We start from the raw sequence: 12155 nt of genomic DNA, 5'->3' as shown, positions 1-12155 counted from the left end.
CCGTTCGGGGGTCTTCGGATGGGGGTTGGACGCGGCGCGGCGATCCCTATTTCAGCTCAAGCAGCCGTTCCAGATAGCTGCGTTCGATGTCGGGGCTGAGCGCATTGCCGAGCCGCTTGCGGATCGCTTCCAGAATCTGGCGGGCACGCTGTACGTCGATCTCGTCCGGCACCTTCACCGAATCGCCGAAGTCGGGACCCTGGCTGGCGCGTGGCCGCCCGAGCGGGTCACGGTCGGCGTTCTGCTGGCGGCCGCCTTCCTCGCTGCCGCCCTGGTCGCCCTGCATCGCCTGCAACTGCTTCATCATGTCCTTGGCGCCCTTGCGCAGCGCCTCCAGCGCCCGGCCCTGGTGGCCGACCGCCTGATCGCCTTCGCCTTCGCCGAGCGCTTGTTCGGCATTGCCCATGGACTTGCCGGCCTCGCCGAATCCCTCATTGGGCTCCATGCCCATGCCTTCGAGCCCCTTCTTCAGCTGCTCGAGGTCGTTCTTCAGCTGGCCCTGGCCCTGCTGCAGCTGTTTCAGCGCATCGGCGAATTCCTGCGGTGTCATCGGCTTCGGCTGGCCATCCTCGCCGGACTTGCCGTTTTCGCCCGATTGGCCTTGTTCACCGTCCTGGCCGAGCTGCTCGTCGCGGTTCTGTCCGCGCTGGCGTTCGCCGCGCTGCATCTGGTCCATGCGGAAGGTGTCGTTCATCATCTCCTGCTGGCGCCGCAGGATCTCGCCGAGCTTGTCCATCTGCTGGCGCATCTCGCTGTCCTGCTGGCCGCCTTGCTGCTGACGGCCGGCTTGCAGATTGTTCATCATGTCCTGCAGTTGCGACAGCAATTGCTGCGCCTTGTCGCGATCGCCCGACTTCGCCAGGTTCTCGATCTGGTCCATCATGCGGTCGATATCGCTCTGGCGCAGTTCCTGGCCATTCTGCTGCATCTGCGGGGCGTTGGGATTCTGCTTGGCGCGTTCCGCGAATTCCTGCAGGAACTGGTTCATCGCCTCGCGCAGTTCCTTCATCGCCTTTTCGATTTCGGCGTCGCTGGCGCCGTTCTTGATGGCGTCCTGCAGTGCCTGCTGCGCCTGGCGCAGTCGCTTTTCCGCGGCCGAGAGATTGCCCTCCTCGATGCCGAGCGCGATCTCCCAGAGATAGGACACTTCGCTGCGCAGCTGGTCGTCAGTGGTAGCCATCTTCAGCCGGCTGCGGGCGCTCATAATGGCGAGGTAGTGGGACATGTTGTCGAACGTGTCCTCGGGCCGCACAGTGATCGCGTCCATCAGGTCGAGCACGCGCGGCTTGGCGTTGGCGTCGAGCGCCAGCAGGCGGCGCTGCTCGATCACCGCTCGCGCCAGCGGATTGGCGAATGGCCGCTGCGGCATCAACAGCGTCTTGGTCTCGCTGGATGCAGTGTGCCCGGCATCGTCGGTGGCGACGAGCGTCAGCTTGATGTTGTCGCCGGCCCAGACATGTTCGGTCAGGTCCTTCGACGTCCTGGCGGCATTCGACTTGCCGCCACGGCGCGGCAGCGACAGCGGCATTTCGGGTGGACCATAGAGCGGATGCGCATTGGGCGCCGGCGAATCGGCGAGCGCGAAAACCGCCTTGGCATTGGCGGCGCCATAGTCGTCGTCGATCTGGTAGTTGAGTTCGAAGGCGCCGTTGGCGGCGCGCTTCGGCTCGCCGATGAAGCGGATCTGCGGCGGCTTGTCCGGCATGACCGCGAAGGCCCAACGGCCGAGCGAATTCTCGCCTGACGTCAGCGTCAGCGTGCCGTCGCCGGTCAGCTTGCCGGTGAACTGGCGCACCTTGGACGGCGTCGCCGCGCTTGCCGCCGGCTTGGCCGTGGCGGCGGCCTGCGGGCTGGCCGGATCGATGGCGCGGGAATTGCCATTCTTGTCGGCAAAGGCGAGCGTTTCCTCGCCCGAGCCGCCAGTCACGCGCAGCGACACGTCGCTGCCTTCGGGAACGGTGAAGGTCGGCGTCGTCTGGTTGGCATCGGCCGTCAGGAAGATCGGCGGCTTGCCGGTGTAGGCTGGCGGCGTCACCCAGGCGTCGATGCGTGGCGGCACGATATCGTGCTCGCTTTGGGCGCTGAACCCGTCGCCTATCCTGCCGCCCGACGGCCCGAAGGAGAAGGCAAAGGCGGTGACGAGCAGAAGTGCCGCCACCGCGCGCAGCCCCCAGGGATCGCGCTCCGGCACGTGTGTGCGCGGCAGGTCGGCACCAAGGCTGTCGAGCTTTCCGGCCATGCGCTTCTGGTGCTCGCGCCACAGCGCCTGCGAGAAGCTGCTTTCCCTGCCGCTTGGCCGGTCGGTCTGCACCAGCACCGGGCTGTGCAACAATTCATTGGCCGCTTCGATCCGGCGGTCGACCTCGGCGGCGCCGGGTATGCGGAAGAAACGCAGTGGATAGAGTGCCGCCAGCGCCGCCACGCCGAATGCGGCGACCAGGCCGATGCGCGCCACGTCCGGCAATCGTGAGAAAATGCCGAGCCAGGAGACGCTGAGGAACAGGCTGGCGACGATAACGAGCGGAAGCAGCAACGGCCAGCCGCGCTCGACCATCATCGAGACCCGCGTCGCCAGCCGGCTCAAGGCAAGGCGCCCGGCCAGGCCGCGATCGCTGCTGAAGGTGGGTCGTTCCGTCATCGGCCCTTCCATGGGGCGGGCAGGATAGCCCAAGCCTCACGACTCGAAGAATACCAGCAAACACGGCAAAGGCGAGGCAGTTTGAAAAAACGTGAAGCCAGCCGTGTGATGGTTGCAGTCAGAACGTCGCGGGATTTGCATTCGCGCCGCAGACCAGCACGGCGATGCGTTCGCCCGGTGCCGGCGCATAGCGTCCGGACAGCACAGCCGCGAAAGCGGCGGCGCCGCCCGGTTCGGAGATGATGCGCACCCGGTTCCACAGCGCCTTCTGGGCAGCGATGATGTCGTCGTCGCTGACCAGGATCGAACGTTCGACAAAGGCTTCGGCAATCGGGAACATCATTTCACCGACGCGCTTTGGCGCCAGCGAGTCGGCGGCGATCCCTTCGGCCGGCGCGTCAACGGGGCGGCCGGCCTCGAAGGCGCGGTAAAGCGTCGGTGCCCCCTCCGGTTCGACGGCGATGATGCGGATGCGGCCGGCGAACCAGGCGGCGATGCCGCCGATCAGGCCGCCGCCGCCGACGGCGACCAGCAGCGTGTCGATCTGCGGCAGGTCGCGCTCTATCTCGAGCCCGAGCGTGCCCTGGCCGACCAGCGTTTCCTCCTGGTTGAAGGCATGGATCTGCAAGGCGCCGGTTTCCTCGGCAAAACGTTCGCTGGCGGCCAGCGCCTCGGCATAGCGAGCGCCGCCGACAACCAGCTCGGCGCCGTAGCTGCGGATCCGCTCCAGCTTGGCGGGCGGGCTCACTTCGGGAACGAACACGGTTGCCTTGTGGCCGAGCCGCATGGCGGCATAAGCGACCGCGGCGCCGTGATTGCCGCCTGATGCGGCGACGACGCCGGCCTTGGGAACTGTTCGCTCCAGAAGATTGGTGAAGGCGCCGCGCGCCTTGAACGAGCCGGAATGCTGCAGGCATTCGAGCTTCAGGTCGATCGCCAGCGGCGGCCGGTCGAAATCGGCCATGTCGACGCGCAACACCGGTGTGTGGCGCACATAGGGCCGAATGCGCGGTTCCATCGCGGCAATGCGTTCGCGTGTGATCGTGTTGCCGTTGGTCATCGACGTCTCCCGGGATTGACAGCAATTAGTAACTTGGCAAAATGACTAAATGCAACGAACGCAGGCTGCAGATCCTCGACTGGCTGAAGGATCCGCGCGCGCATTTCCCGCGCCAGGCCGACGGCGATCTGGTCGAGGACGGCGTTTGCGCGCTGCTGATCGCCGAGAAGCTCGGCATCACGCAGGCGACGCTCAGCGAGCACATGCGCGTGCTCACCCAGGCCGGCCTGCTGCGCGCCAAGCGCATCAAGCAGTGGACGTTCTACCGCCGCGACGAGGACAGGATCGCCGACACCAGGGCGCTCATTCAGAACCGGCTGTAGGGCCGCCATCCGGGCGTTGCGGACCGGGCAGTGTCTATGCGAGCCAGTCGGGTACCGAATCCAGGCCGATCAGATCGTCATAGGTCAGGCGCGGACGCACGATGTGGAACCGGTCACCGTCGACCAGCACTTCCGGCACCAGCAGGCGGGTGTTGTAGGTGCCGGCCTGCACCGCGCCATAGGCGCCGGCGGTGGAAACGGCGATCAGGTCGCCGGCCTTCAGCTTGGGCAGGTCGCGGTCGAGGCCGATATAGTCACCGGTCTCGCAGACCGGGCCGACGACATCGACCATCATGCGCGGCGTGTCGGCCGGCGGCTGCACCACCGGCCGAATGTCGTGGAAGGCGTCGTAGAGCGTTGGCCGGATCAGATCGTTCATGGCGGCGTCGACGACAAGGAAATTCTTGGCGTCGCCCTCTTTCACGAAGATCACTTCGGAGACGAGGATGCCGGCATTGCCGACGATGAGCCGGCCGGGCTCGAACATCACCTTGAGCCCGAGCTTGGTGACATGCTTCCTGACGATCTGGGCATAGGCATCGGGCAGGGGCGGCGGGTTGTTGTCGACGCGGTAGGGGATGCCGAGGCCGCCGCCGAGATCGACATGCTCGATGGCATGGCCATCGGCGCGCAATGCGCCGACCAGATCGACAAGCAGGGCGAAGGCGTCGTCAAAGGGCTGCAGCTCGGTGATCTGGCTGCCGATATGGGTGTCGATGCCGGTGATCTTCAGGCCCGGAAGCGTTGCCGCGCGGGCATAGACCTGGCGCGCCCGCTGCCACGGGATGCCGAACTTGTTCTCGGCCTTGCCGGTGGAGATCTTCTTGTGGGTCTTGGCGTCGACATCGGGATTGATGCGCAGCGAGATCGGCGCCACCTTGCCAAGTGCCGCGGCACGCGCCGACAGCAGCTCCAGTTCAGGTTCGGATTCGACATTGAAGCAAAGGATGCCGGCGGCAAGCGCAAAGTCCATTTCGCGCGCGGTCTTGCCGACACCCGAAAACAGGATCTTGCTTGCCGGGATGCCGGCGGCCAGGGCCCGGCGCAATTCGCCTTCCGACACCACGTCGGCGCCGGCGCCGAGCCTGGCCAGCGTCCGCAGCACCGCCTGGTTGGAATTGGCCTTCATGGCGTAGCAGACCAGCGCGTCGAGCCCGGCGAAGGCCTGGGCAAACACCCGGTAGTGCCTGGCCAGGGTGGCCGTCGAATAGCAGTAGAACGGCGTGCCGACCTGTGCGGCGATATCAGGGATCGCCACGTCCTCGGCATGCAGCACGCCGTCGCGGTAGTCGAAATGGTTCACGAGAGTGGTTCCGGAAGGTTGGAGCACGATGAGACCGGGTTTAGAAAGACTAACCCCAGTGTCATTGGTACTAGATCAGCGGGTCGAGGAAGAACTTCTTGTCCTTGACCGGTTTTTCCGGCTCCGGCGGCACAGGCTGGTGCGCCTTTGAGGCATCCTTGCGCGCCTGGACGGCTGCCTCATAGGGCGAGTCGAGAGCGCCCCTCCTGCCGCAGGCCGAGACGGCCGCAATCGCCACCAGCAGCGTCAGCGTCACCAAAATCCTGCTTCCGGTCATCGATCCATCCGTCCGAAACTTTTGCCAACCGCCGCTTTTAGCCGAGTTCTCAGTGCATTGCACCCCGGATATTGCTGGTCGCAATATCCGGCATCACGCCTTTGCGATGCGCTTTTTCCAGCCGCGGATCTGCTTCCTGACTTCGGACGGCGCGGTGCCGCCGAAACTGGTGCGGCTCTTGACCGAGTTCTGCACCGCCAGCACCGAAAATATATCCGCCGTGATGCCGGGATTGATCGACTGCAGGTCTTCCAGCGAAAGCCTCTCCAGCCCCACCTTCTTCTCTTCGGCCAGCGCCACCGCCCGGCCAGTGACGTGATGTGCCTCGCGGAACGGCAGTCCGAGTGTGCGCACCAGCCAGTCGGCAAGGTCGGTCGCGGTAGCGTGGCCGGAGCCGGCGGCCTTTTTCATCGCCGCGGCGTTGATCGTCATGTCCGAGACCATGCCGGTCATCGCCGCCAGCATCAGGTCAAGCGTCTCGGCGGCATCGAACACCGATTCCTTGTCTTCCTGCATGTCCTTGCCATAGGTCAGCGGCATGCCCTTCATCACAGTCAGCAGGCCGACCATATGGCCGGTGACGCGGCCGGTCTTGCCGCGCACCAGTTCGGCGGCATCGGGGTTCTTCTTCTGCGGCATGATCGACGAGCCGGTGGAAAAGCTGTCCGACAGTCTGACGAAGCCGAATTGCGGCGTCGACCAGATGATGATCTCCTCGGCAAGCCGCGACAAATGCGTGGCGCAGATCGCGGCAACAGCGAGGAACTCCAGCGCGAAATCGCGGTCCGAAACGCTGTCCAGCGAATTGCGCATCGGCTCGCGGAAACCAAGCGCCTTGGCGGTCCGGTGGCGGTCGATCGGGAAGCTGGTGCCGGCAAGTGCGGCGGCACCGAGCGGGCTTTCGTCCATCCGTTCGATCGCGTCGCGGACCCGCGACAGGTCGCGCGAAAACATCTCGACATAGGCCATGCAGTGATGGCCGAAGGTCACCGGTTGCGCCGCCTGCATATGGGTAAAGCCGGGCATCACCGTCGCCGCATGCTCCTCGGCCCGCGCCAGCAGCGCCGCGATCAGCCCTTTCAACGCCTCGGCGACGCGAAAACACTCGTCCTTGACCCACAGTCTCAGGTCGACCGCGACCTGGTCGTTGCGCGAGCGGGCGGTGTGCAGCCGGCCTGCCGCCGGGCCGATCAGGTCGGCGAGGCGAGCCTCGATATTCATGTGGATGTCTTCCAGCCGGGTCGAGAACTCGAACGTGCCGGCTTCGATCTCTTTCAGAATCGTGTTCAGCCCGTGAGCGATCTTTTCTTGATCGGCCGCCGAAATAATGCCCGTTTGCGCCAGCATCTCGCTATGGGCGATCGAGCCTCGGATGTCCTGCGCATAGAGTTTGCGGTCGAACGAGATCGACGCGTTGATCGCTTCCATGATCGCGGCCGGACCCGAGGCAAAACGTCCGCCCCACATCTGGTTGCTGGTCTTCTTGTCGCTCATCGCTATAACCCGTGCTTCGGAGCAGTTTTGAGAAAATGGCAGACGGTAATAGATTCTTCCCAGCCCCGCGCCTGATCCTCGCCGCTTTGGTGGCGGGCGTGCTGGCCGGCGCGGTCGCGGTATATGTCAGCGAGAGCCGGTCTGGCAACAACACACCGGCACAAGTGGCGATCGGCGACAGCAAGGACGATGTCGCCTGTGCCGCCAAGAGTGACCGCGCCAAGAAGATCGCGGCCGCGGCGACCGGCGAGGTCGCCGCGCTGTTGCCGGCCGATCCGCCGCAATCGTTGAAGGCGCTCGCCTTCAACGGTCCGGACGGCAAGCCGATGACGCTCGCCGATCATGCCGGCAAGACGGTGCTGCTCAATCTGTGGGCGACGTGGTGCGCGCCATGCCGTGCCGAAATGCCGGCGCTCGATGCGCTGCAGAAGGAAAAGGGCAGTGACGCCTTTCAGGTGATCGCCGTCAATGTCGACGCCGGCGACGATGTGAAGCCGAAGAAGTTCCTCAGCGACACCGGCGTCGAGACGCTCGGCTACTACCGGGATTCGACGATGGCTCTGTTCAACGACCTCAAGACGCGCGGCCTGGCGCTTGGTCTTCCCGTCACCATGCTGATCGACGGCGAAGGCTGCCTGATCGCCCATATGAACGGTCCGGCCGAATGGTCGGGGCCGGACGCCAAGCGGCTGGTCGAGACGGCGCTCAAGCCCGAAAGCCTCTAAAGCGCGTTGCGTCCAAGCGGGTGCGCTTCAAACACTGAACCGCTTCAGGCCCTGTTCAGACCGAGTGCAGGCGCGGGTGCGAAGGCCAGGACGCTTCTGTCGCGCTGGCCAGCGGTGTCATTGCCGACCCTGGGTGCGACGACACCGGTCAGGTCGCCGAATTCCTCGATGAGGCCGGGCCTGCCGATATAGTAGCCCTGGCCGATCTCGCAGGCTTCGGCGTCGAGGAATTTCAGTTCGCCGAGCGTCTCGACGCCCTCCGCCAGGACCGGCAGCCCGAGGCCGCGACCAAGCCCCAGAACGGCGCGCACGATGGCCGCGACCTGACCGTTCTTGTCGACGGATTTGATGAAGGAGCCATCGATCTTGATCTTGTCGAAGGGAAAGGCACGAAGGTTGGAGAGCGAGGAATAGCCGGTTCCGAAATCGTCCATGGCCACGCGCACGCCCAGCGCCTTGACCTGCCGCAAGGTCGCCAGCGCGCGCGGCATATCCTTCACCAACGCCGTCTCTGTGATCTCCAGTTCCAGCCTGCCCGGTGCAAGACCGGAATTCAGCAGCGTCTCGTGGACCTTGCGGCTGAAATTCGGATTGTGAAGTTGCACCGCCGAGACGTTGACGGCCACCGTCAGCGGATTTTCCCAGCGGGCGGCTTCCTCGCAGGCCGCCGTCAGCACCCATTCGCCAATCTGGCCAATGGCTCCACTGTCTTCGGCCACCGGGATGAATATGGTCGGTGGCACGTCGCCGCGCGTCGGATGCCGCCAACGGATCAGGGCTTCGAAGCCGACCATCTTTCCGCTGCTGATCTCTTTCTGCGGCTGGTAGACGAGGTAGAACTCCTTGCGCGCGACGGCCTGGCGCAGTTCGTGCTCCATGACGCGCTTGTCGCGGGCCTCGGCCCCCATAGAGGCTTCGAAATAGCGGTATGTGTCCTTGCCTTCGGTCTTGGCCCGGTAGAGTGCGGTATCGGCGTGGGTTATCAGGCTGGCCTGGTTTTCGGCATCGGATGGATAAAGCGCGATGCCGATGCTGGCCGACACCAGGCCGCCGCCGACCGACAGCCTGTTTTCCTCGCGCATCGCGTTCAGCACGGCGTTGGCGATGCGGCCGGCCTCCAACGGGTCGGTCAGGTTTGGGGCGACGATGGCGAATTCGTCGCCGCCCAGCCGCGCCACCATCTGTCCTTGGCGAAGGATGCCGGTAACGCAATGCGCAACCTTCTGCAGCATGGCGTCGCCAGCACCGTGCCCGTACAAATCGTTGACCTCCTTGAACCGGTCGAGATCGAGCAGCAGAAGCGCCAGGTGGCCGCTTTTCCTGGCCCGGCCCATCGCAGCGACTTCCATCTCGAGCCGGCTGGAAAAGCTGCGGCGATTGGCAAGTCCGGTCAATGGATCGAAATGGGCAAGGCGCAGGATCTCCTGTTCCGCCTTCTTGCGCTCGCGAATGTCGCGGACTGCAATCACGTTGTGAGGTTTGCCACAGTAGTCGATGGTCCTGGCGATCAGCTCGACGGGAATGCCCGTGCCATCGAGGCCCCTCAATTCGGCCTCCTGCGGCTGCTCGCCAAAGCCGGACATATCGGCCCCAAAGAGGTCGTCGAGCTGCATCCCGTTCAGCGTCGCGGTTGCCATGCCCGTCAGCTTCGCCATGCTGTCATTGGCGCTGATGATGCGGTTGCCGTCGCAGACGATCAAACCCTCCACGGCAGCGTTGGCCAGACCGTGCATGCGGTCGGCCTCGAGCTTCTGGCGGCGGAAGCGCAGATCGATCCAAAGTGCCGTGCCCGAGAGGATAAGGATCACCAGGCTGGCGACCGCCACCGCAAAGGCCTGCGAAGTGGGCTCGATCGTGTGTTGCGATATCTCGATCGAGGAATCAGGGACGATCGACACCGCGCCCATCGCGATGAAATGCAAGGTGCAGATCGCCAGCGTCAACAGCACCGCGCCGCCCAGTGTCGCAGACAGCGATGGGCGCCGCAGGACAACAACAAGCGCCAGCGCTGCAAGCGTTACTCCTGCCAGCAAGGAGAGCGCCACGAGCAGCGGGTTCCATTCGATCCGGCCTTGCACCTCGAATGCCGCCATGCCGATGTAGTGCATGGTGGCAATGCCACCGCCAAGAATGGCGCCGCCGACGAGATAATGGTCGAGCCCGTTGCGCAACGTGGCGACCCACATGCCGCCGGCTGTCAGGACGACGGCGGCGGCAAGCGAGAGCACGGAGAGTTCCGGATTGTATGCGTTTGGTATTCCCGGCGTGAACGCAAGCATGGCGATGAAATGCGTTGCCCAGATACCGAAGCCGGTCGACGCCGCCGCAATCATCAACCAGGCAAGCCGGTTTCGATTCGTCGACCTGCCGACATGGTGAAGCAGGTTGACGGCAGAAAAGGACGATATCCCGCAGATCAACGCCGCGAGCGCGACCAGTCTCAGGTCGTGTTCGTTGACGATACAATTGTAGACCGTCAGCATCTTCTCTAACCTGATCTATCGGAAATGAAGAAGGCAATATGATTGTGATTGATTAGCGCTTGGCCGTTGAAGGATCGATTAAGCACCCTGCAACCCTGGCGTGCTTTCCAGCGTAGGGCGGCTGCGAGCAATCTGGCCGTCGTCCTGATGGGCGCGGGTTCAATGGATCGGATGTACTTCAGGGGTCGGCCGCCCGGCCGCAGATTGAGATCCATGGACGCCAGGCGGCTGGTCGAGGTGGCACTGGGCCCATCAGGCTGAGCGCAAAGCGGTCGGCGGTCGCCGACAGCTCTACCATGCTCATTGATCGCTGAGCCGGCTTGGTATTTTCTCTCCGTCGTCTTTCCGGTGCGACGGAACGCTAGTTTAGCCGGAAATGAAGTTCACAAAACAGCAATAAAACCGTTGTCCGATTGTCATGGCCGACACATATTGCGTTTGCGGGAGTGCCCCTTTCGCCAATGACAAACGGGAGATGAAACATGAAGTTGTTCGGCTTCGCGGCCGGTGTTGCCGCCACCTTGACCATGCTTTCCACCACCTCCGCTTTCGCCGTCACCCAGATCAGTTGGTGGCATGCCATGACCGGTGCCAATGCCGAGGTGGTCGACAAGATCGCCAAGGATTTCAATGCCAGCCAGAGCGACTATGAAATCCTCCCTGTGTTCAAGGGTACTTATCCCGAGACGCTAAATGCCGGCATTGCTGCCTTTCGTGCGGGTCAAGCGCCCGACATCATCCAGGTGTTCGACGTGGGTACTGGCGTCATGATGGCCGCCGAAGGCGCGATCAAGCCGGTGGCCGATGTGCTGACCAGCGCCGGCATGACCTTCGACAAGAGCCAGTATTTGCCAGGCATCGTCGGCTATTATTCGAAGCCGGACGGCACCATGCTGTCCTTCCCGTATAATTCCTCCTCGCCGATCCTCTACTACAACAAGGATATCTTCCAGAAGGCCGGGCTTGATGTGAACAACCCGCCGAAGACGTGGAACGAGGTGTGGGAAGACGCCAAGAAGATCAAGGCGAGCGGCGCAGCCTCCTGCGGCTATACCTCGACCTGGTTGACCTGGATCCACCTTGAGGCCTTCGCTGCCTGGAACGACGTTTCCTATGGCACCAACCAGAACGGACTTGCCGGCACCGACGTCGAGCTCAAGATCAATGCGCCGATCTTCGTCAACCATTTCCAAGCGATCGCCGACCTGGCCAAGGACGGCACGTTCAAATATGGCGGCCGCACCTCCGAAGCCAAGCAGATCTTTCTTGCCGGCGAATGCGGCATCTTCACCGAATCGTCGGGTGGCCTCGGTGACATCGCCAAGTCAGGCATGAACTATGGCATCGGCCAGCTTCCCTATGATAGCGACGCCAAGGGCGCACCCCAGAACACCACGCCGGGCGGCGCCAGCCTGTGGGTGTTCGGCAACAAATCGGACGAGGAATACAAGGGCGTTGCGACGTTCTTCGCCTACCTGTCCAAGACCGAAGTGCAGGAATATCTGCATCAGAAGTCGGGTTATCTGCCGGTGACGCTTGCTGCCTACGAGGCCACCAAGAAGTCCGGCTTCTATGACAAGAACCCGGGTCGTGAGACGCCGATCCTGCAGATGCTGGGCAAGGCGCCGACCGAGAATTCGAAGGGCGTGCGCCTCATCAACCTGCCGCAGGTGCGCGACATCGAGAACGAGGAGTTCGAGAAGATGCTGGCCGGTCAGCAGACTGCCCAGCAGGCGCTCGACAACGCCGTCGCACGCGGCAACAAGGCGATCCAGGAAGCGATCGGGAACTGAAGCGATTTGTCTCAGTTCAATCTCGTCCACGCAGACTCGCGTGGACGATTTCCTGAATA

Annotated in this window: 9 protein-coding genes; 3 read left to right on the top strand and 6 right to left on the bottom strand. The window is 63.7% G+C overall.

The features are described 5' to 3' along the window. Positions 1-46: 46 nt before the first annotated feature. Together ACFSOZ_RS28195 and ACFSOZ_RS28190 are read right to left on the bottom strand one after the other, a co-directional pair. Positions 47-2638: a TIGR02302 family protein gene (locus ACFSOZ_RS28195; protein ID WP_379103390.1), complete on the bottom strand. Its 2592-nt coding sequence runs from the start codon at positions 2636-2638 to the stop codon at positions 47-49. Between the two features lie 118 nt (positions 2639-2756). Further along, a complete protein-coding gene (locus tag ACFSOZ_RS28190; RefSeq protein ID WP_379103388.1) occupies positions 2757-3698 on the bottom strand; it encodes a threonine/serine dehydratase in 942 nt (313 codons plus the stop codon). Between the two features lie 41 nt (positions 3699-3739). Between ACFSOZ_RS28190 and ACFSOZ_RS28185 the strand changes: the two genes are divergently transcribed. Then, on the top strand, positions 3740-4021 hold the full coding sequence (locus ACFSOZ_RS28185) for an ArsR/SmtB family transcription factor (protein WP_379103386.1): 282 nt from the start codon (positions 3740-3742) through the stop codon (positions 4019-4021). Positions 4022-4055: 34 nt separating this feature from the next. Here the strand turns inward: ACFSOZ_RS28185 and lysA are convergent, their stop codons facing one another. The 3 genes from lysA to argH all read right to left on the bottom strand — a co-directional run bounded on the left by lysA (position 4056) and on the right by argH (position 7095). Further along, the gene (gene lysA / locus ACFSOZ_RS28180) at positions 4056-5324 is read right to left on the bottom strand and encodes a diaminopimelate decarboxylase (RefSeq protein ID WP_379103384.1); all 1269 of its coding nucleotides are present in this window, start codon (positions 5322-5324) and stop codon (positions 4056-4058) included. A 70-nt stretch (positions 5325-5394) separates the two neighbouring features. Further along, positions 5395-5601 (bottom strand): lipoprotein, encoded by a 207-nt coding sequence (locus ACFSOZ_RS28175; protein ID WP_111544266.1) that lies wholly within the window; start codon positions 5599-5601, stop codon positions 5395-5397. A 93-nt stretch (positions 5602-5694) separates the two neighbouring features. After that, positions 5695-7095 carry an argininosuccinate lyase gene (gene argH / locus ACFSOZ_RS28170; RefSeq protein WP_379103382.1) on the bottom strand — a complete coding sequence of 467 codons (1401 nt, stop codon included), beginning with the start codon at positions 7093-7095 and terminating at the stop codon, positions 5695-5697. 35 nt (positions 7096-7130) lie between these two features. Here argH and tlpA point away from each other — a divergent pair, with 35 nt between their 5' ends. Next, complete coding sequence (gene tlpA / locus ACFSOZ_RS28165) at positions 7131-7820, top strand: thiol:disulfide interchange protein TlpA (RefSeq protein WP_379103380.1); 690 nt, start codon at positions 7131-7133, stop codon at positions 7818-7820. Positions 7821-7864: 44 nt separating this feature from the next. Here the strand turns inward: tlpA and ACFSOZ_RS28160 are convergent, their stop codons facing one another. Continuing rightward, a complete protein-coding gene (locus ACFSOZ_RS28160) occupies positions 7865-10303 on the bottom strand; it encodes an EAL domain-containing protein (protein WP_379103378.1) in 2439 nt (812 codons plus the stop codon). A 482-nt stretch (positions 10304-10785) separates the two neighbouring features. Between ACFSOZ_RS28160 and ugpB the strand changes: the two genes are divergently transcribed. Further along, on the top strand, positions 10786-12096 hold the full coding sequence (ugpB, locus tag ACFSOZ_RS28155; protein ID WP_379103376.1) for a sn-glycerol-3-phosphate ABC transporter substrate-binding protein UgpB: 1311 nt from the start codon (positions 10786-10788) through the stop codon (positions 12094-12096). Positions 12097-12155 lie beyond the last annotated feature (59 nt).

It is taken from the genome of Mesorhizobium newzealandense, assembly GCF_042682145.1.
Lineage (GTDB): Bacteria > Pseudomonadota > Alphaproteobacteria > Rhizobiales > Rhizobiaceae > Mesorhizobium > Mesorhizobium newzealandense.
Note: the sequence above shows the minus strand (reverse complement) of the source record. Positions and strands in the feature narration are given on the sequence as shown.

What these genes read in the sequence shown, in the direction of transcription:
- ACFSOZ_RS28195 (WP_379103390.1), bottom strand. Translation starts at nt 2,638, where the DNA reads ATGACGGAACGACCCACCTTCAGCAGCGATCGCGGCCTGGCCGGGCGC.
- ACFSOZ_RS28190 (WP_379103388.1), bottom strand. Translation starts at nt 3,698, where the DNA reads ATGACCAACGGCAACACGATCACACGCGAACGCATTGCCGCGATGGAA.
- ACFSOZ_RS28185 (WP_379103386.1), top strand. Translation starts at nt 3,740, where the DNA reads ATGACTAAATGCAACGAACGCAGGCTGCAGATCCTCGACTGGCTGAAG.
- ACFSOZ_RS28175 (WP_111544266.1), bottom strand. Translation starts at nt 5,601, where the DNA reads ATGACCGGAAGCAGGATTTTGGTGACGCTGACGCTGCTGGTGGCGATT.
- argH (WP_379103382.1), bottom strand. Translation starts at nt 7,095, where the DNA reads ATGAGCGACAAGAAGACCAGCAACCAGATGTGGGGCGGACGTTTTGCC.
- tlpA (WP_379103380.1), top strand. Translation starts at nt 7,131, where the DNA reads ATGGCAGACGGTAATAGATTCTTCCCAGCCCCGCGCCTGATCCTCGCC.
- ACFSOZ_RS28160 (WP_379103378.1), bottom strand. Translation starts at nt 10,303, where the DNA reads ATGCTGACGGTCTACAATTGTATCGTCAACGAACACGACCTGAGACTG.
- ugpB (WP_379103376.1), top strand. Translation starts at nt 10,786, where the DNA reads ATGAAGTTGTTCGGCTTCGCGGCCGGTGTTGCCGCCACCTTGACCATG.